The 20,383-nt window shown below is 56.1% G+C and carries 16 protein-coding genes; 12 read left to right on the top strand and 4 right to left on the bottom strand.

The window, feature by feature from the left end:
* Positions 1-32: 32 nt before the first annotated feature.
* Entirely contained in the window at positions 33-1,352 is a 1,320-nt protein-coding gene (locus tag ACXADZ_RS12205; RefSeq protein WP_475196687.1) for an ABC transporter substrate-binding protein, read from the bottom strand.
* 398 nt (positions 1,353-1,750) lie between these two features.
* Here ACXADZ_RS12205 and ACXADZ_RS12200 point away from each other — a divergent pair, with 398 nt between their 5' ends.
* The gene (locus ACXADZ_RS12200) at positions 1,751-2,530 is read left to right on the top strand and encodes an MOSC domain-containing protein (RefSeq protein ID WP_475196685.1); all 780 of its coding nucleotides are present in this window, start codon (positions 1,751-1,753) and stop codon (positions 2,528-2,530) included.
* Between the two features lie 765 nt (positions 2,531-3,295).
* Positions 3,296-5,689: an ATP-dependent helicase gene (locus ACXADZ_RS12195; protein ID WP_475196682.1), complete on the top strand. Its 2,394-nt coding sequence runs from the start codon at positions 3,296-3,298 to the stop codon at positions 5,687-5,689.
* A gap of 2 nt (positions 5,690-5,691) precedes the next feature.
* Here ACXADZ_RS12195 and ACXADZ_RS12190 read toward each other — a convergent pair whose 3' ends face one another.
* On the bottom strand, positions 5,692-6,843 hold the full coding sequence (locus tag ACXADZ_RS12190; RefSeq protein ID WP_475196681.1) for a hypothetical protein: 1,152 nt from the start codon (positions 6,841-6,843) through the stop codon (positions 5,692-5,694).
* Positions 6,844-7,227: 384 nt separating this feature from the next.
* Positions 7,228-7,452: a DUF1127 domain-containing protein gene (locus ACXADZ_RS12185; RefSeq protein ID WP_171092343.1), complete on the bottom strand. Its 225-nt coding sequence runs from the start codon at positions 7,450-7,452 to the stop codon at positions 7,228-7,230.
* Between the two features lie 992 nt (positions 7,453-8,444).
* Here ACXADZ_RS12185 and mraZ point away from each other — a divergent pair.
* The 10 genes from mraZ (at position 8,445) to ACXADZ_RS12135 (ending at position 18,536) form a co-directional block, all read left to right on the top strand.
* A complete protein-coding gene (mraZ, locus tag ACXADZ_RS12180) occupies positions 8,445-8,948 on the top strand; it encodes a division/cell wall cluster transcriptional repressor MraZ (protein ID WP_475196678.1) in 504 nt (167 codons plus the stop codon).
* A 4-nt stretch (positions 8,949-8,952) separates the two neighbouring features.
* Positions 8,953-9,945 (top strand): 16S rRNA (cytosine(1402)-N(4))-methyltransferase RsmH, encoded by a 993-nt coding sequence (gene rsmH / locus ACXADZ_RS12175; RefSeq protein ID WP_475196674.1) that lies wholly within the window; start codon positions 8,953-8,955, stop codon positions 9,943-9,945.
* Positions 9,942-10,310, top strand: coding sequence for a cell division protein FtsL (gene ftsL, locus ACXADZ_RS12170; RefSeq protein WP_171092339.1), 369 nt, complete (start codon positions 9,942-9,944; stop codon positions 10,308-10,310). The genes rsmH and ftsL overlap by 4 nt, the downstream gene beginning before the upstream one ends.
* Positions 10,307-12,094 (top strand): peptidoglycan D,D-transpeptidase FtsI family protein, encoded by a 1,788-nt coding sequence (locus ACXADZ_RS12165; protein ID WP_475196673.1) that lies wholly within the window; start codon positions 10,307-10,309, stop codon positions 12,092-12,094. Before ftsL ends, ACXADZ_RS12165 begins: the two co-directional genes overlap by 4 nt.
* A 22-nt stretch (positions 12,095-12,116) precedes the next feature.
* Positions 12,117-13,616 carry a UDP-N-acetylmuramoyl-L-alanyl-D-glutamate--2,6-diaminopimelate ligase gene (locus ACXADZ_RS12160; protein WP_475196670.1) on the top strand — a complete coding sequence of 500 codons (1,500 nt, stop codon included), beginning with the start codon at positions 12,117-12,119 and terminating at the stop codon, positions 13,614-13,616.
* Positions 13,613-15,007, top strand: coding sequence for a UDP-N-acetylmuramoyl-tripeptide--D-alanyl-D-alanine ligase (locus tag ACXADZ_RS12155; RefSeq protein WP_475196668.1), 1,395 nt, complete (start codon positions 13,613-13,615; stop codon positions 15,005-15,007). The genes ACXADZ_RS12160 and ACXADZ_RS12155 overlap by 4 nt, the downstream gene beginning before the upstream one ends.
* 36 nt (positions 15,008-15,043) lie before the next feature.
* The gene (gene mraY, locus ACXADZ_RS12150; RefSeq protein WP_171092330.1) at positions 15,044-16,126 is read left to right on the top strand and encodes a phospho-N-acetylmuramoyl-pentapeptide-transferase; all 1,083 of its coding nucleotides are present in this window, start codon (positions 15,044-15,046) and stop codon (positions 16,124-16,126) included.
* The gene (locus ACXADZ_RS12145; protein ID WP_475196664.1) at positions 16,123-16,668 is read left to right on the top strand and encodes an AAA family ATPase; all 546 of its coding nucleotides are present in this window, start codon (positions 16,123-16,125) and stop codon (positions 16,666-16,668) included. Before mraY ends, ACXADZ_RS12145 begins: the two co-directional genes overlap by 4 nt.
* On the top strand, positions 16,665-18,062 hold the full coding sequence (gene murD, locus ACXADZ_RS12140; RefSeq protein ID WP_475196663.1) for a UDP-N-acetylmuramoyl-L-alanine--D-glutamate ligase: 1,398 nt from the start codon (positions 16,665-16,667) through the stop codon (positions 18,060-18,062). Before ACXADZ_RS12145 ends, murD begins: the two co-directional genes overlap by 4 nt.
* Before the next feature lie 99 nt (positions 18,063-18,161).
* Entirely contained in the window at positions 18,162-18,536 is a 375-nt protein-coding gene (locus ACXADZ_RS12135; RefSeq protein ID WP_171092324.1) for a glycine zipper family protein, read from the top strand.
* Here ACXADZ_RS12135 and ACXADZ_RS12130 read toward each other — a convergent pair.
* Positions 18,533-19,714 carry a BaiN/RdsA family NAD(P)/FAD-dependent oxidoreductase gene (locus tag ACXADZ_RS12130; RefSeq protein ID WP_475196661.1) on the bottom strand — a complete coding sequence of 394 codons (1,182 nt, stop codon included), beginning with the start codon at positions 19,712-19,714 and terminating at the stop codon, positions 18,533-18,535. The genes ACXADZ_RS12135 and ACXADZ_RS12130 overlap by 4 nt on opposite strands.
* Positions 19,715-20,383 lie beyond the last annotated feature (669 nt).

Below are 20,383 nucleotides of genomic sequence, written 5' to 3'. Positions count from 1 at the left end.
CGGGATTGCACCCGCTCCTGCCTTTGTCCGGACTACAGTTTACCTTCGTCTTCGAAGACTTCCGTCCAATCTTCGATCAGAAGATCAAGCGCTTCTTGAGCGGTACCTTGGTCTGCGACCACGTAGTCGTGGATGCGTTTCTGCATGGCCAGCAGGAGTTCCGCATAGGCAGGCTCTTGCCAGAAATCCTGAACTCCAGCCATTGCTTCAAGGAAGTCACCGGCAAACGGTTGGCTGTCCACGAAACCAGGATCTTCCAGCACAGAGTTATGCGCCGAGTAGCCGCCTAGCTCCCACCATTTGGCCTGCACTTCTGGCTGTGCGAACCACTTGATGTAGTCAAGGGCGGCGTCCTGTTTGTCAGAGTAGCTGACAACAGAAATGCCTTGTCCGCCAAGTGTTGAACCTGCCTGGTTTTGTGGTGGGTTTACAAAGAAGTCGATCTTGTCACCGCCGGTGTTGGGGTCGGCATAGAGACCTGGGAAGAACGCAAACCAGTTCATCGCCATGGCGACCTGACCGGATTTAAAGGCATCCAGGCTCTCACCCATGTAAGAGTTGGTATATCCCGGAGGTGTCGCCGTTTTGTAGAATTCCTTGTAGAACTCCAGAGCTTCAACAGCTTCCGGTGAGTTTACAGCACCTTCCATGTCATATGACCCTGGAGTGTTTTCGTACTTGAAACCCCATGGATACAGCGCTCCGGTCACACCCATGGTGATCCCCTCCGAGCCGCGCTCGGTAAAGATTGCTGCACCGTAGACAGTCTTGCCGTCGATTTCACGACCCTGAAAGAACTGGGCGATCTGCAACAACTCTTTCTGAGACTGAGGTTCACGTAGGTCCTGACCAGTCGCCTCCTTGTATGCAGCTTGGATTTCGGGGTTTTCAAACCAGTCCTTGCGATAGAACCAGCCGTTTGCATCGCCCATCGCAGGCAGCGCGTAGTAGTTTGGTGTACCTTTGGGCCAGGTCGAGTAAGCGTAAACAGTGGCCGGTGCGAAATCGTCCATGCTGATGCCTTCAGCATCGAAGAAGTCGTTCAGTTGGACATAATGACCATTCTCAGCGCCGCCGCCGATCCATTGGCTGTCACCGATCAGTAGGTCGCAGAGCTTACCCCCAGAGTTCAGCTCGTTCAGCATACGGTCCGCAAAATTTGGCCACGGAACAAATTCGAAGTTCATCGTGTGGCCGGATTCTGCTTCGAATTCTTTTGATAGTTCGACAAGCGCGTTGGCCGGGTCCCATGCAGCCCAACATAGCGTCAGATCTTCAGCATTTGCCGTGGTAGAAAGAGTAGTAGCGGCAAGGACTATTGCGCTGGCCGAGGCCAGTTTTGTGTAAGTCATCCATTCCTCCCTTTTTGCGCCGTCAATCGAGGATGTGCGAATCGCGGCATACCTCCAAGGCTATTTGAGGTACGCACCTCAAGTCCAGAAATTTTTGAGGTTCGTACCTCAAACTGGCAGAGGGGATCGTTGGATTTTCTTCTTAATGTATGATTTTAAAAGAAATAGTTTGCGCATCTTTGATGCGATTCTATTTTAGGCAGTGAGATGTAAATGGCCTAATCGACTAAAAGTGGCGCAACCCACAACCGCAATCGTCGTGCAGCCAACAGGGACAGCGAAGTCTCTGCTGAAGCACTTTAAGATTATTTGGTCGATACCTTCGAGAATTGGAGATAGCTTCAATCAGCGCGTACCGCACGGGGTCGTGTATAACTCGTTTGGTCAGGTACAGACATATGAATGCTCTCTCTATCGTCAGATTGAACCGCTATCCCATTAAAGGCTTGAGTGCCGAACCCATGCAAACCGTGACGCTGCGAGCAGGGGAGGGGATCCCGTGTGATCGCCTGTTCGGATTTGCGCGCTACAACTCCGGTTTCAACGCACAGAACCCTCAGCCACTGCCGAAAGATCGCTTTGTTGTTTTGTTGAACGAGGCTGCACTGGCAGGTCTTAAGACGAGTTTTGATGTTGAGACCCAAGATCTTGTGATCAAAGCGAGCGGCAAAACTCATAGCTTTAACATGCAAGCAGCAGACGGTCGGAGAAATGCGTCAAATTTCCTTTCTTCAGAGATCGGCTTAAAAGATCCCGAACCGCCAAATTTCGTTTCGTCTGCTCCTCATCGGTTTACAGATGTGTCTGTCGTATCACCTAAAATGATGAACGCGATATCCGTTTTGAACCTGGCGTCTGTGGGCAAGTTGGGTGAAAAACTGAACGCGGAAATCCACCCGGCGCGCTTCCGGGCGAATTTAGAGATAGATGGTTTAACTTCGTTTTCCGAGTTGGATGCCGTTGGATCAGTTTTCAGATTTGGCGACGTCGAGTTGAAGATACTCTCACGCACCAAAAGGTGTGCGGCCACTGAAGTGAACCCGGATACGGCCGAGCGGGACCTGAAGATACCCTATCTAATTCGGAAGTTGATGGGTCATACGGACATGGGTGTCTATGTTGAGGTTGTTAAAGGCGGAACTCTGAGGGTCGGCCAAACTGGTGAAATGTTAAGTTGAATGTTACTCATCCTGCCAAAGTGGCAGTCATAGGCGGTTCGTCCCGCCTACTCTTAAGTGATTTGTGTCTAGTCTTTCGCCAGTCGTTCGTTTGCTCGCCCAGTCTGGCGAAGGTAACTCCTTCGAAAAACGATGCTCCAGATGAAGCATTTGATTGACCAAACCTGGATAACTTACCAACAAGTTGGTTGCGGATTTCTCTGACCTCTTCCTGGGCTTGGGTGGAAAGACGGACCGATATGCGCTGACTACGCGATAGAATGCCTTTGTTTCATCTATGACAACTTCGTTGCGACCGAGGCTGCTCAGTTGATCCAAAATCAATAGCTTAGCTGTCATTGAATGGCAAAACAATGTGTCGCCGGACACGTTCAAGAGCCACCCGTGGGTCGTACAACTGGCTTTCGACTTGGCGCCCCATTTAGACGACACGATGACGTAAATCGGATTCCAGCATTTGATCCACGACAGGGCCAAGGATGGCATAGAGTCCTCAACTTACCAGCGCGGTAAGCGCAAGCAGCATTGTCGTTATAATGAAGGTCTTTAGCCTTGTGCTGATGCCTGCTGTCCCAGCCCCGTCCATGTCCACACTCCCGCGCATTGGTGGGGGCAGGATGTGCGGAGGGGTTTGACAGTGCCTTAACTCAGCCCGGAAAACACCAAAGCAAATGTTTAAGATTTATGCGAACAGAGGCAAAAAGCCTGTGAACAAGCCGTGAACAAACTCTTTCCCTTCGGGCTTATCCGGCGTAGTTTGGGCCCATGAGCAGTTTTGACGAAATGGACGCCTTCGAGGGCGCATCGCTGTCGGCGCGGGCTATGGCCGCGCGCCCGTCACCCTATCTGGATGAACTGAACCCAGCGCAACGGGAGGCGGTCGAACATCTGGAGGGCCCGGTTCTGATGTTGGCTGGGGCAGGGACGGGCAAAACCAAGGCTCTGACGGCCCGGATCGCGCACTTGCTCAATACGGCACGGGCCCGTCCGAACGAGATTCTCTCTGTGACATTCACAAACAAGGCCGCGCGTGAGATGAAAGAGCGTGTCGGTCGCCTGCTGGGCCAGCCTGCCGAAGGGATGCCGTGGCTGGGCACGTTCCACTCGATCTGTGTCAAGCTGTTGCGCCGTCACGCGGAATTGGTCGATCTGAAATCGAATTTCACGATCCTGGACAGCGATGATCAAAAGCGACTGCTGAAACAGCTTACTCAGGCGGCGAACATCGATGACAAGCGTTGGCCTGCGCGCTTGCTGGCCAGTATCATCGACGATTGGAAAAACCGTGCGTTGACACCGGACAAGGTGCCTTCTGCCGATGCTGGGGCGTACAACAACAAGGGTATTGAGCTTTATGCACAGTACCAGACGCGCCTGCGCGAATTGAATGCGGTGGATTTTGGCGATCTGCTGCTGCATATGGTCACGATCTTCCAAACCCATCCGGACGTTTTGGAGCAATACCAGCGCTGGTTCCGCTACATTCTGGTGGACGAGTATCAGGACACCAACATTGCCCAATACCTTTGGCTGCGTCTGCTGGCCGGAGGACACAAGAATATATGTTGTGTGGGGGACGACGATCAGTCGATTTACGGCTGGCGCGGTGCCGAAGTGGGCAACATTTTACGGTTCGAAAAGGATTTCCCGGGCGCTTATGTGGTGCGGCTGGAGCAGAACTACCGCTCGACCCCGCATATTCTGGCGGCAGCATCGAACGTCATTCGAGGGAACGAAAACCGGCTGGGCAAAGAGCTCTGGACCGATGCCGAGGACGGTCACAAGGTCAACCTGATCGGCCATTGGGATGGCGAGGAAGAGGCCCGCTGGATCGGCGAGGAAATCGACGCGATGCAAGGCGGTACACGCGGTATCCGTCCGGTGAATCTGGATGAAATCGCCATCCTTGTCCGCGCCTCGCACCAGATGCGCGCGTTCGAAGACCGCTTCCTGACAATCGGTCTGCCTTACAAAGTGATCGGCGGCCCGCGATTCTATGAACGGATGGAGATTCGCGATGCCATGGCCTATTTCCGACTGGTGATCAGCCCCGAAGACGATCTGGCCTTTGAGCGTATTGTGAACACGCCAAAACGCGGCCTTGGCGACAAGGCGCAGCAGACCATTCAGATGACCGCACGCGAAAACGGCGTTTCTCTGGTCGATGGTGCACGGATCGCCGTCGACCATGGGCTGATCAAGGGGAAGGGTGGCAAAGCCCTGCGCGAGTTGATTGATGGGCTGGCGCGGTGGAACGCGATGACGCGCGGCCCGAGGATCGAGGTGGACGACGACTCGGTGATCGATGACGGATCGCCCCTGCGGTTCGGTGCGCCCGAGCACACTCATATCGAATTGGCCCAGATCATCCTCGACGAATCCGGCTATACGGCCCATTGGCAGAACGACAAGACTCCCGAAGCGCCGGGGCGTTTGGAAAACCTTAAGGAACTGGTCAACCAACTGGACAATTTCGAAAACCTGCAAGGTTTTCTTGAGCATGTCAGCCTTGTGATGGACAACGAACAAGACAGCGACGGGGCAAAGGTGTCGATCATGACCCTACACGCTGCCAAGGGGCTCGAATTCCCGGTTGTCTTCCTGCCAGGGTGGGAGGACGGGTTGTTCCCTTCGCAACGCTCAATGGATGAGACGGGTCTCAAGGGGCTCGAGGAAGAGCGGCGTCTGGCCTATGTCGGCATCACCCGCGCGGAAGAGGTTTGTACTATTTCATTCGCCGCCAATCGGCGGGTTTTTGGGCAGTGGCAGAACTCTATGCCTTCGCGTTTCATCGATGAATTGCCGGAAGACCATGTCGAGGTTCTGACTCCTCCCGGCCTCTATGGCGGCGGGCACCAGACAGCGGGAATCGAAACGCGCGCAGCCGAAGCCAATGTCTATAACTCACCGGGCTGGAAACGGATGCAGGCGCGGCAGGGGCAATATGGCATGTCGCAACCCCGCGAAAGTCGCGACACGGTGATCGACGCCACCGCCTTGGCCAGTTTCACGCTGGGTGAGCGCGTGTTTCACCAGAAGTTCGGCTATGGCGCGGTCATCGGTATCGAGGGCGACAAGGTTGAGGTCGACTTTGACAAGGCGGGCACCAAAAAGGTGGTGTCACGTTTTCTGACCAACAAAGATGACGTTCCGTTCTAAGGTCAGAAGACTGACGCGCCCACAATGCCTAACACTGCCGAAACGTTGGAGAGCAAAGCGGTTACAGCTGTTCCCAGCGGGATCGGAAAGGCCGGGCAATTTCTGAATGCACTCAGTTGTTCTACTTCGTTCCACGTTCCCAAAAGAAGCAGACTTTGATTTGCTGGAGGGTCGCTTTTGAATGCTTGAGCGCGGGCTATTCTGAGCGACTTTTCAAGGTTCTTGGTTTCTGGATCTATGTGTTCTTTACGGTAGGCACGCATTTTGTAGCCAAGGATGACCATCGGGATCATCCAGGAAAGCGTAAAGATCAAAAGATTGTAAAGAATTAAGGAAACGAACTGCTCTAGCCAGAGAAAACGCAGGTTGTCTCGCGGGCATTCGTAAAGGTCCATATCTTCAGATGAACAAACCACATATGTTTTGGTCGCCTCTGAAAACTGGGTGGTTTGCTTGTTTTCCGGCGATCCTTCCATAAAAGCGATGATTTCGTTGGCGAAATCTGTTCGTTGGTATTTGCCGATATCGACCTGAATTGCGATGATCCAGAACAGCATGAACACTGCCGGCAACAAGAGGGTCAGCGCCTGTTCGAAATAATAGTACCCCAAGTTGCCAAACCCTGCAGCTTTGTCCGGATGGTTTGGTGTAAGAACAAAGTTCTTGGATTGTCGAACGAGTATAACTGCGCAGACACCGGTGGCTATCCCATAGGAAAAACGGGCAGAGACCATAAATATGCCCATCAGTCCGCCAATCTTTAGATGAATCGCCCCAAGAGCGTCTGAGTCAACCTGACTTAATCCGAAAAGGTAGAGCGGCGCCAAAGTGGCGAACACAAAAATAAAGATCCGTCCCGCAATTTCCCGCGTCCATGCCGACACTCTTTGGTCGGACCAATCTAGTTCGATCGCACCGCTTCGAATTGCGGCGAGCACACGTTCGTCAAACCTGGACTGAACCAACCTCGTGATGGCCAGACCGATCAATAGCAAGCCAAACCCGCTCCAGGCCATGGGATCTTGGCTGAGTTCGAATGAAATGAACCCTTCAGGATTTGTGATGAAATAAAGGTAATATGCCCATCCCGCGACATAACACAACAGTTCGGCCCACAGGACTACCGACCAGGTTTTTGAAAGAGCGTTCTTCATAAGAGACAAAGCAAACAGTTGACTAAAATAAGCCAAGCCTACGAGGGGCAGTCAGTTTTGCCAACAAAAAACGGCGGTTCCCAGGGAGGAGGAAGGGGAACCGCCGTCTTGTCAACATCAGAGCAGGGAGGAGGAGAGCCCCGATGTATGCGAACCCGGGTTTGAGCCCGGTATGGGGAAGACGCGGCGACGTCAGGGAGGAGGACGACGTCGCCGCGCGCTTTCAACATCAAGGCAGGGAGGAGGAGAGCCTCGATGTATCAGGTTCCGGCATCTTGAGGCCGGTATAGGGTGCGGCAACGTCAGGGAGGAGGAGAGACGTTGCCGCTGATTACAGACCCTAAAGGGAGGAGGAAGGGCCTGATCTCTGTATATTTGGTGCGCTCAGCGCGCGGTGTGGTCTTCTGCCGCCTGCATGGCGACCCGGCGGATCATCGAACGGTGCAGGCCCAGATCAGCCAGCTCGCGGTTCGACAGGCCGGAAAGTTCGTTCACAGTCTGGCGGTACATGCGATAGCGTGCAAAGCGTGTCTTGGCGTTTTCTACCAGTGTGTTTAGTCCGAACGCCGGTGCGCTCTTGGGTGCTGTTTGTGTGCTTGCGACTGCCATTTTCATCATCCGTCTATCTTGCGTTACCGATATCAGTCGGTCCGTGCTTGAGACTGAAGATAGGCAAATGCTGCGATTGCACAATGGGTCACGTCATCAATGCTGCTATGCAGCAAACGCATAGATTGGTTCGCTTTTTTCCCGGCAACCATATGCGCCTTTAAAATATAGGTTTTACCCAAGGGCAACTTGATCGACCCGAAAAACGCATCGATGTGAACTGCCTTGGAATTGAGCGCATTCGGCGGGAATTTGTGCGACTTGAATTGCAGAGGACGGATTCTGGATGTGCGCAGTATGTCAAAAAATGACTGTTTGGAGGGCCCAAAGTCGTCTTGCCGATTCTAACCGCTCGGGTTGGCGGCAGCACGAAGTAGGGCGTTTATAGTGCCAAGTGACGACCTATGGGAATTCGTGGGCGATCCTGGTGCGGGCAGGGAAATGCCGGAATCTTTGTTGTCTTTTTATGGTCAATTCTTGCGTTTGGCTGCTTCACGCGTGTCAAAAAATCCAGCCTGAACGAAAAGATGCAATTTTTTTCGGGAAAACGCGGGAAATTTTTCCCCAGTGATTTTCTCTATATATAGTCTGCGTTTGATTTAGCTTCACTATTTGTGGTGCATTGATGCCAAAACCCTCGTATTTTAGTATATACATCGCGTGCCTCAGGTGTCACGGATGGAAAAATTCCTGTTGATTTCCATGAATTCCCATGGCATCCCTTATACATCCGATGAGGACGAGGCAGCAGGGGCGCCAAACGACCCCGAACCAAAAATACAAATCAGGTTTCATACAGGCATCTCGCTTTCATCAACCAAGAGATCCGGCGCGCGGGCGAGCAGACATCCCCCCAGGTGGCGCGTGCAGCTGGACATCCCGCAAAGCGGGTCAATGCGGCGGGTTGATCAGTGGCAGCAGATCAACCCGCCGTTTTTCTTCCGGGGGGAACGTGAATTTGAGGTGGGGCGCAAGCGAAAGGGACAGTCGTCTTGGCGCGCAGGTTTAGAGGTGAAAGCCACCATAAGGTGGACACGAAGGGCAGGGTCTCGATCCCGGCCTCGTTTCGCCGTGTGCTTGAAGCATCCGATCCCAACTGGCAGCCCGGTGGCAATCCTGAGCTTGTGATTGTCTATGGCGACCACCGCCGCAAATACCTTGAGTGCTATACCATGCAGGCGATTGACGAGGTCGACGCCAAGATTGACGCGTTGCCGCGTGGCTCGATGGAACGCAAGATGCTGCAACGCATGTTCCACGGTCAGTCTTTCCCGACCAATGTCGATGAGACCGGTCGTCTGGTCTTGCCCGCCAAGCTGCGCAACAAGATCGACCTTGAAAATGAGGCCTTCTTTATCGCCGCCGGTGACACTTTCCAGATCTGGAAGCCCGAGACCTATGAGGTCGAGGAGCTGGCCAAGGCCGAAGAGTGGATGGACGATCTGCCCGACGATTTCGACCCGATGGTCTATCTCGATGGCGTCGGGGACGCGTGACGGCATGTCCGGCGCTGTCCCTCCCTCCGATAAACCCCATATCCCTGTTCTGCTGCGCCCTCTGTTGGCCGCAGTGTCTCCGGTGTCGGGTGTTTGGTTGGACGGCACCTTTGGGGCAGGCGGATATACGCGCGGGTTGCTGGAGGCAGGGGCAGACAAGGTGATTGGCGTCGACCGTGATCCGCTGGCCTTTGATATGGCCGCTGATTGGGCAGGAGAGTACGGCGACCGGTTGGTGATGCAGCCCGGTGTGTTCTCACGGATGGACGAATACGCACAGGATCTGGACGGCGTTGTTCTGGATCTTGGAGTGTCTTCGATGCAGCTGGATCAGGCCGAGCGCGGTTTTTCCTTCATGAAGGACGGCCCTTTGGACATGCGCATAAGTCAGGAAGGCGAAAGCGCCGCCGATCTGGTGAATGAAGCGGCCGAGGCTCAATTGGCGGATATTCTGTTCCACTATGGCGAAGAACGTGCCAGCCGTCGGATTGCCAAAGCAATTGTCAAGGCACGGGCTGAAGAACCGATCACGACAACCTTGCGCCTGGCCGAGATCATAGAGTCCTGCTTGCCGCGTCCGAAACCGGGCCAATCGCACCCCGCGACGCGCAGCTTTCAGGGTCTGCGGATCGCGGTAAACGCGGAATATGAAGAGCTGTTTCAGGGTTTGATGGCTGCGGAACGCGCGTTGAAACCTGGCGGGCAACTGGCTGTCGTGACTTTCCATTCCATCGAGGATCGAATGGTCAAGCGGTTCTTCCAGTCCCGCGCGGGCAAGACAGGGCGTGCAAACCGATACGCGCCTGAAATCGAACAGGATCAGCCGCAATTCACGCTGAAGACCCGTAAGGCCGTAGGCCCGGATGAGCTGGAATTGCAGGAAAACCCGCGCGCGCGCTCGGCCAAATTGCGCGTGGCAATCCGAACTGAGGCACCGGCAGGGGAAATTGAGGCCCGTGCCATAGGGATGCCGCAACTGGGGGGAAGGGCAAAATGAAGAGTATTTTGTATGTGTTGACCGCTTTGTCCGTTTTTGGGTTGGCGCTGTGGGCCTATCAGGAAAACTACCGCACCCAGCAGGTGGTGAAGGAAACGCAGAAACTCCAGCGCGAGATTGGCATGGCACAGGTTCGGCTGGCAGTTCTGAACGCGGAATGGGCTTACCTGAATCGTCCTGACCGACTGCGCGAATTGGCAGATTTGAATTTTGAGCGTCTGGGTCTGTTGCCGCTGCGGGCAGAACAGTTTGGGCGTGCCGATCAGATTGCCTATGCCGAGGACCCCGATCTGCCCATCGTTGATCCGATTGAGTTGCAGGCCATCACCGACATTCAGGCGTTGGGCGAGGTGCAGATTCCATGACACGCACGCCGCTTCGCCCTCTGGCCCGAATTCTTGATGCCCGCGCCCGAGGTGAAAACCCAAAGGCGATTGAACGGGAAAACATCCGTAAACGCCACGAGGATATGAAAGACCGCGCCCGCGCCCGTGCAGAAGGGCGTCTGTTGGTGCTGGGGCTGTTCTTCTTTTGCGCCTTCTCGGTTGTCGGGGTCCGCATGGGTATGCTGGCCACATCCGAAGCGCAGGAGCCAGTGGCAAGCGCGCCGGGTGCGGCCATTGCCATGCAGCGTGCCAATATCGTTGACCGCGAAGGGCGCATCCTGGCGACCAATCTGGACACTTATTCGGTCTACGCGCAACCGCCCCTGATGATCGACCCGATCGCCGCAGCAGATCAGTTGGTGGCAATCTTCCCGGATCTGGACAAAGAGCGTCTGGTCAAGGACTTCACGGGCAAGCGTAAGTTCCTGTGGATCAAGAAACGAATCTCACCCGAACAGAAACAGGCCGTACACGACATCGGGGATCCCGGCATTCTGTTTGGACCACGCGAAATGCGCCTTTATCCCAACGGCAAGCTTGCCGCGCATATTCTGGGCGGGTCCGGCTTTGGTCGCGAAGGTGTCAGCGCTGCGGAAGTTATCGGTGTTGCAGGTGTCGAGAAACAGTTCGACGACTATCTGCGCGACCCGGCCAACGGCAACAAGCCGCTGCAATTGTCGCTGGACCTGACCATTCAGGCGGCTGTGGAACAGGTGCTCTATGGCGGCATGAAGATCATGAATGCCAAGGGAGCCTCGGCGGTCTTGATGAACGTGCACACAGGTGAGGTTGTATCAGCCGCGTCTCTGCCGTCGTTTGATCCAAATGACCGTCCGCGCCCGCCGACCTCGGGGTTTGATCCATCGGACAGCCCGCTCTTCAACCGCTATGTGCAAGGCGTGTACGAACTGGGCTCGGTCTTCAAGATTTTTACTGCAGCGCAGGCCGTCCAACTGGGGCTAGTGAATTCAAATACGATCATTGACACGTCAGGTCCGATGAAGATCGGTCGTTTTCCGATCGGAGAGTTCAACGGCAAGAATTACGGCAAGATCAGCGTTGCTGATGTGATCGTACACAGCTCGAACAGGGGTACGGGCCGGCTGGCGTTGCAGATCGGTGCGCAGCGGCAGCAGGATTTCCTGAACACGTTGGGCATGTTCGATCCAACGCCGTTTGAAATTGTTGAAGCCAAAGGTGGCGTACCGCTCAAGCCCAAGAAATGGGGTGAACTGAGCACTGTGACCATTTCCTACGGTCATGGTCTGTCAACAAGCCCGATGCATCTGGCGGCCGGGTACGCGGCCATTGCAAATGGCGGGCATTATGTCAGCCCGACTATTCTAAGAAAAAATGGTCCGCAATACGGCCCTCGGGTCATGTCGGACAGCACGGCGCGTCAGGCTCAGAATATGCTGCGCAAAGTGGTGACAGATGGCACCGCCAGCTTTGCCGAGGTCAAAGGCTATGACGTGGCTGGTAAAACGGGCACAGCGGATAAACCAAAGCCGCGCGGCGGGTACTACGATGACAAGGTTATTGCGACCTTCGCGACGATCTTTCCGGCCTATGATCCGAAATACGTTCTGATCGTCACATTGGACGAACCTTCGATCCTGGCATATGGCGAAAAGCGCCGCACTGCGGGCTGGACGGCTGTGCCGGTCGCCGCCGAACTTATTGGTCGCGTCGCACCCTTGCTGGGCCTGCGTCCTCGGCTTGAGCCTGAGGCGGGCGCTGCTATAACGCTGACCTCAAACTAGGCTGTCCGGTAAGAGGTGGGTCATGGGCACAAAGACAAAGAAACTCAACCAACTGGCCCTGACCGCACGCGGGGGCGCAAACCCTGACATCACAGGTCTGGCTGTTGACAGCCGTGAGGTGAAAGACGGCTTTCTGTTTGCGGCCCTTCCCGGTACGAGGGTGCATGGCGGAGAGTTCATTCAGTTTGCCCTGCGCATGGGGGCATCCGCGATCCTGACTGATGCCGAAGGGGCTCAGATCGCCGAGGTCGAGCTTTCTGCATCAGACGTGGCACTGATTGTGGTTGAAGACCCGCGTCAGGCGCTGGCCGGGGCGGCTGCGTTGTGGTTTGGAGCACAACCAAAAACTATCGTCGCCGTCACGGGAACCAATGGAAAAACATCTGTCGCCACCTTTGTGCGCCAGATTTGGTCTGAATTGGATCACGCTGCTGTCAATCTTGGAACCACCGGGGTTGAGGGCGCATGGACCGCACCGTTGGCGCACACCACCCCTGAACCAATCACCCTGCATTGCTGTCTGGCAGAGGCGGCTGAAAATGGTGTGACCCATGCCGCGATGGAAGCGTCGTCCCACGGCCTGGAGCAACGTCGCCTGGATGGCGTGCACCTGACTGCCGCAGGGTTTTCCAACTTCACACAAGACCATCTGGACTATCACGAAACCTTCGAGGCGTATTTTGCCGCCAAGGCTGGGTTGTTCGACCGTGTGTTGCCGCAAGACGGTACAGCGGTGATCAATCTGAGTGACCCTAAGGGGGCGCAGGTCCAGCGGATCGCAAAATCCCGGGGCCAATCGGTGTTGACCGTTGGTCTTGGCGATGCTGACTTGTGCTTGATCAATCAGCGGTTTGACGCCACAGGACAGGACCTGCGCTTTTCGTGGCAAGGCCGAACCTACCAGACTCGTTTAAACCTGATTGGTGGATTTCAGGCCGAAAATATCCTGTTGGCCTGTGGGTTGGTCATCGCCGCTGGCGACAGCCCCGAGCAGGTCTTTGAAACTCTGCCGCATCTGACAACGGTACGGGGACGGATGCAACTGGCCGCAACGCGCGACAACGGTGCAACGGTTTTTGTGGATTACGCGCATACGCCCGACGCGGTGGCCACGGCCCTCAAGGCGCTGCGCCCGCATGTCATGGGGCGTCTGATCGCCATCGTTGGGGCAGGTGGGGATCGCGACGCCACGAAACGCCCTCTGATGGGCAAGGCGGCGGCGAACCATGCTGATGTGGTGTTTGTCACCGACGATAACCCACGCAGCGAAGACCCGGCCACTATCCGCGCTGCCGTCATGGAAGGTGCGCTTGAGGCCGCAGGTCAGGCCAGTGTGACCGAAGTCGGCGACCGTGCCGAAGCCATCCTGCGTGGCATCGACGCGCTGCAACCGGGCGATGCGCTGCTGATTGCTGGTAAGGGGCACGAAACCGGCCAGATCGTCGGGGATCAGGTTCTGCCCTTTGATGACGTTGAACAGGCCAGTATTTCTGTGGCCGCGCTTGACGGGAGGGTAGCATGACACTCTGGACAGCATCCGAAGCCGCTGAGGCCACAGGCGGTCAGGCGACGCGTGATTGGGTTGCAAATGGAGTATCGATTGACACCCGCACCCTTCAGCACGGAGACTTGTTCGTCGCGTTGAAAGCTGCGCGGGACGGACATGACTTTGTGGCGCAGGCGTTGGAAAAGGGGGCGGGCGCTGCACTGGTGTCGCGCATACCCGATGATGTGCCGGACGGCGCACCTTTGCTAATCGTCGAAGACGTTCAGGCTGGACTTGAAGCCTTGGGTCAGGCCGCACGGGCGCGAACGGATGCGCGCGTGGTGGGCGTAACAGGCAGCGTCGGCAAGACCTCGACCAAGGAAATGCTGGCGACGATCCTCGAAACCCAAGGCAAGACCCATGCCAGCGTGGCCAGTTACAACAACCATTGGGGCGTCCCGCTGACCTTGGCGCGGATGCCGCGCGACACGGAATTCGCCGTTATTGAGATCGGTATGAATCACCCGGGTGAGATTGCCCCGCTGGCCAAACAGGCGCGCCCACATGTGGCGCTGGTCACAACCGTGGCTGCGGTGCACTTGGAAGCCTTTGAATCAGTCGCAGGCATCGCCCATGAAAAAGCGGCGATCTTTGAAGGGTTGGAGCCAGGCGGGGCCGCGATTGTAAATGCAGACATCAAGCACGCAGACATTCTGCGCCAAACCGCGCTGGGCCACGGGACGGGAATTGTTGATTTCGGCCGCAAGGCCTCGGATTACCGATTGACCGACGTACAGCAAGCGGCCAACGCCGTGAACGCCCAAGCCGTGATCGGCGATTATCCCATCCGCTTTGACGTCAACTCAGCCGGCACCCATTTTGCCATGAACGCGCTTGGGGCTCTGGCGGCCTGCGTGGAACTGGGTGTCGATCTGGATCAGGCGGTCGCGGGACTGCGAGCGTGGTCGCCGGTCAAGGGGCGCGGTGTGCGCGAAAGCTTGCCGCTGTCCGGTGGTGGCCAAATCGAACTGCTGGACGATAGCTACAACGCCAACCCAACCTCGATGGAGGCCGCGCTGGACGTGCTGGCTGCGTCGCAAGGTACCCGCCGCATCGCGTTTTTGGGTGACATGAAGGAACTGGGCTCGCAGGAAGTGGCGATGCACGCCGAAATGGCGAATGTTGCAGCCATGGGGAAAGTAAATCAGGTGCATTGCATCGGCCCCTTGATGCAGGCCATGCACAAGGCGCTACCCGATGACAAGCGCGGGCTCTGGTTCGAAACCAGCGCCGAGATGGCCGAGCATTTGCCTGCATTGATCAATGATGGTGACACGGTGCTGGCCAAAGGGTCACTCAGCATGGCATTGGCGACGATTGTTGACGGTCTGCGCAAAATGGGGCAAGGGAGCGCGCTTGATGGGTGATCGCACCCAGACGCCGTGTGTGAGAAAGGTATTGTCATGCTGTATTGGTTGACCGCCCTGTCGGATGGCGGGGACTTCTGGAACCTCTTCCGCTACATCACCTTCCGCGCGGGCGGTGCCTTTTTGACGGCGCTGATCTTTGGTTTCCTGTTCGGCAAGCCCTTGATCAATGTGCTGCGCAGAAAGCAAGGCAAGGGCCAACCGATCCGCGATGACGGCCCCGAAGGCCATTTTTCCAAAGCGGGCACACCGACTATGGGCGGGTTGCTGATTGTTGGTGCGCTTGTGACATCGACCCTGATCTGGGCACGCTGGGACAATCCCTATGTCTGGATGGTGTTGTTTGTGACTTTGGCCTATGCCGCCATCGGGTTTGCGGATGACTATGCCAAAGTCTCCAAGCAAAATACGAAAGGCGTCTCAAGCAAGATGCGTCTGGCGTTGGGCGTCATCATTGCGGTTCTGGCCTCGCTCTGGGCATCTTTGCACCATCCCGAGGCGTTGCAGAACCAACTGGCGGTGCCCGTGTTTAAAGACACTCTGGTCAATCTAGGCCTGTTCTATATTCCGTTTGCGGTGGTCGTAATCGTGGGGGCCGCCAATGCGGTGAACCTGACCGACGGTCTGGACGGACTGGCGATCATGCCCGCAATGATTGCCGCAACAACCCTTGGGATCATCGCCTATGCGGTCGGACGTGTGGACTTTACCGAGTATCTGGACGTGCACTATGTGCCCGGAACCGGTGAAATCCTGATCTTTACGGCTGCTTTGTTCGGCGGCGGTTTGGGCTTTTTGTGGTACAACGCGCCACCCGCGGCGGTCTTCATGGGTGACACCGGTTCATTGGCTCTGGGTGGTGCACTGGGTGCAATTGCCGTCGCCACCAAGCACGAGCTTGTTCTGGCTGTGGTCGGCGGCTTGTTCGTGGTCGAGGCACTAAGCGTGATCATTCAGGTCCTCTACTTCAAACGCACCGGCAAGAGGGTCTTCCTGATGGCCCCGATTCACCACCATTATGAGAAAAAAGGCTGGGCTGAACCGACCATCGTCATCCGTTTCTGGATCATCTCGCTGATTCTGGCGATGATCGGACTGGCAACGCTGAAGGTAAGGTGAGCAACCGTCGCATTGTGCTGTCCGGCTGTTCAGGAGGCGGTAAATCCACACTCCTGCAAGAAATGGCGCGGCGCGGCTATGAGACTGTCACGGAACCCGGCCGCCGAGTCGTAATCGCGGAACAGCAGGTCGGGGGAACCGCCTTGCCCTGGGCAGATCCCGAAGCGTTTTGTCGGAAAGTCATCGAGACGGCCTTCAACGACATGACCCAAGCCCCGGATGGTTTGGTTCTATTCGACCGGTCCGCATTGGATGCATTGATCTGGTATGAGCGTACTGACACTGATCTGGACAATGCCGTGCGAGACCAGATCGTCCGGCTTGACTATGACCGTCAGATTTTTCTGTTTCCGCCCTGGCCTGAAATCTATGTGAAAGACAGTCAGCGTCAGCACGATCTTGTTGACGCTCTTGCGGAATATGAGGGTTTGTGCGACCGCTTGCCCAAACTTGGTTTCAAGACCACCCTTGTTCCAAAGCGACCTGTCGAAGAACGGGCGGATTGGCTTGAGGCACAGCTAGACGAAGGAAGTAAGGCATGATCCCGGTCAAAGGCTTTTCAGGGCAAAAAGTTGCAGTTCTGGGGCTGGGCCGATCGGGCTTGGCGACAGCACGCGCTTTGCGTGCTGGCAAGGCTGAGCCTGTGTGCTGGGACGATAACCCGGTAGCTCGTGAAACTGCCGAAGGCGAGGGGTTCACCTGCGCCGATCTGCGTAAACACGGCGCGTTTGATGGCGTTGCGTCGCTGATCGTCTCACCGGGCATTCCGCATCTTTATCCTGAACCGAACCCAGTCGTTTCCGCGGCTTTGGACGCTGGCGTGCCGGTGGACAACGACATCGGCCTGTTCTTCCGTTCCTTCGCGGGGTCGGAATGGAACAACTACGACACGCCGCCGCGCGTGATTGCAGTGACGGGCTCGAACGGGAAATCCACCACGGCGGCGTTGATCCACCACATCCTGACCGAAGCCGGGCGCGAGGCGCAATTGGCGGGCAATATCGGACGCGGGGTTCTGGATATTGATCCGGGCGGCGATGGTTCGGTGGTGGTTTTGGAACTCAGCAGCTATCAGACGGAACTTGCTCGTGCGTTGACTCCCGACGTGGCTGTATTCACCAACCTCTCACCCGATCATCTGGACCGACACGGCGGCATGGGCGGCTATTTTGCTGCCAAGCGGCGTCTCTTTGCTGAAGGCGGGCCAGACCGCGCGATCATTGGAATTGACGAGATCGAAGGCGCATTTCTGGCTGGGCAATTGTCCGAAGGGCCAACGGATGACCGGGTGATCCGCATCTCGGTTGCGCGCAAACTGACAGGTCCGGGGTGGCAAGTGTTTGCACGCAAAGGTTTCTTGTCGGAATACCGCAAGGGGCGTCAGGCAGGTTCCATCGACCTGCGCGCGATCAAAGGTCTGCCCGGTGCCCATAACCACCAAAACGCCTGCGCTGCTTACGCCGCCTGCCGGTCGTTGGGTCTTGCGCCGCGTGTGATCGAGGATGCGCTGCACTCTTATCCGGGCCTGCCGCACCGCAGCCAGATCATTGCCGAAGCGGGTGGGGTTACTTACGTCAACGATTCGAAGGCGACCAATGTCGACAGCGCGTTGAAGGCGCTGAGCGCGTTCAAAAACATCCGTTGGATTTGCGGTGGGCTTGAGAAAGAGGGCGGTGTCGCAGCTCTGAACACGGCATCGGATCAGGTGCGCAAAGCTTATGTAATCGGTCGCGAAGCGGCGGGTTTTGCGATGCAGCTGGAAGCGGACGCCCAGGTTTGCACCACGATGGAGGCAGCAGTGGCGCAAGCTATCGAGGACGCAGAAGAGGGCGACACGGTGTTGCTGGCACCGGCGGCAGCCAGTTTCGATCAATATGACAATTTCGAGCAACGCGGCGATGACTTTACCGAGCAAGTGCGCAAACGACTGACGTAAGGCGACGCTCTGCCGGTTGATCTGGACTTTTCCCAATCAGATTGACACTTTGTGGGAAGTAAGGTTGCGTCACCTTCAGTTCACAAAGAGGTAGCGGATATGTCTGCACGCAAAATTTTCTTCGCCCTTCCTGTCGTTGCACTGGCCGGAGCCTGCGCCAATAGCGGGGCGAACTATGTCCCGATCATCGACGGGGCGGTAGGGCCCAATTATCAGTCCGATCTGGCCAATTGTCAGGCGCTGGCACGATCTCAGCCGACGCTCGACAGCAACACTGCGGGCGCCGCTGCCATCGGCGCGGCCGGTGCTGCGGCAACCACTGCAATCATCGACAACAGTGCCAGTGATCTAGGCCGTGCAGCAGCAGCCGGTGCGTTGATCGGTGCTGGTGCAAGCGCGATCAACAACACTCAGAATCAGGAAGTGATCGTGCGCAACTGTATGCGCGGGCGCGGGTATAACGTCGTCGGTTAATGCTTGGCGGCGATGGCAACACCAGCGGCATGGCCTGACGACCATGCCCATTGGAAGTTGTAGCCACCCAACCAGCCGGTGACATCCACCGCTTCGCCAATCGCGTAGAGGCCAGGGACATCCTTGGCCTCCATGGTTTTAGAAGAGAAATCTTCGGTATCGATCCCACCCAGCGTGACTTCGGCCGTGCGATACCCTTCGGTTCCCGATGGTACCAATTGCCAGGCGGATAGGGCTGCGGTCAGATCTGCCAGTTTCGCATCTGACTGATCCGCAAGGTTCCCGGACATAGGAATGACCTTGCTCAGATAGTCCACCAACCGGGCGGGCAGATGGCGCACCAGTTCTGTCGTCAAAGCCTTTCGACCCCCGCTCTGACGCTGTGTCCGCAACAGATCGAACAACGGCAGATCAGGGATCAGATTTACCCGGATCGCTTCACCCTCGGACCAGTAGGATGACAGCTGCAACACTGACGGCCCGCTGAGGCCGCGATGCGTGAACAGCAACGCTTCGTCAAAGCTGGTGCGGTCGTTTGACAATCGCGCTGGCAAGGAAACACCGGACAAATCCTTGAACCGACCATCCGAGAAGGTGAACGGGACCAGCGCCGCGCGCGTGTCGGTCACGCGCAAGTCGAATTGCCCGGCAATGTCATAGGCAAGCCCGGTCGCGCCCATTTTCGGGATCGACTTGCCGCCGGTGGCCAGCACTAAATTCGCGCAGGTCAGGTGCTGCCGTTGCCCGTCACGTTCGACCTCCAATGCAAACCCGCTTTCGGTCTTGCGCAGATCGCGCAGGGACGTTTGCACCCACAGCTCTGCTCCTACATCGCGCATCTCGTCCAGCAGCATCTGTATAATCTGTTTCGATGACCCATCACAAAACAGCTGACCCAGCGTTTTCTCGTGCCAGGCGATATTGTGACGCCCAACCAGATCGACAAAATCCCACTGCGAATAACGTGCCAACGCAGATTTGCAGAAATGCGGGTTTTGCGACAGGAAGTTGCTCGGGCTTGCGTACATATTGGTGAAATTACAGCGCCCACCGCCCGAGATACGGATCTTTTCGCCCGGTGCTTTAGCGTGATCAATCACCAAAACGCGCCCGCCACAGTGGGCTGCGCACATCATGCCTGCGGCTCCGGCCCCCAATATGATTGTGTCGAACCTCATGCACCGCCATTGGCGCGGATTCCGTGCAATGACAAGAGAGAAAGCCCTGCCAACCGTTGGTGATATTAAAATTCGTTGCAGGATAAACGTTTCTCAGAGAACCACGCGCGCCGCTTTTCGAGCTGTTGAACAGGCAAAAATGTTCCTACTTCGCTGTGCAACTTGGGAACGGGTCCGCGAGAGCATCTGGGTCACTTCGAAATAAATTGCGGGCGGTAAACTTTACATTCGTTATAGCTGAGACACTGGTAAGTTCTACCGAAGCGATAAGGCGCTTGTTTGGAACGTTTTCTGTCCCTTTTGTTTGCATCAGGAAGGTAGCATAACACTACACAACAATTGGGTTTTCCTGTTCGGTTGTGACGGGAGTTGGTTGTGCAAGGCATTAGTAGCGTTGAGGTTTCTGAGGCTCGTTCTCAATACTGTCCATCAGTGTCTGAGCGGCAATTAAACGCCTTTTGCGGGAAAGATTCGTCTTTTCTGGCCGATCTCGACTAGTCTGCCACCCCCCTCAGAGCCGTCAGAAAAAGTCCGGTTTGAGGGTGTAAGGCAAAATTAAGTCGACGAGAGTTCATAAAACACATACAATAAGGTGCATTGGATTGAACTTAACACATTTTAGAAACCGAAATTCTCTGTCAGGCCGACAACAGCCTTTTGAAGCCCATC

This window comes from Ruegeria sp. ABM4_193, assembly GCF_056158705.1.
The sequence above is the reverse complement of the archived record's forward strand: the minus strand, read 5'-3'. Positions and strand labels throughout refer to the sequence as shown.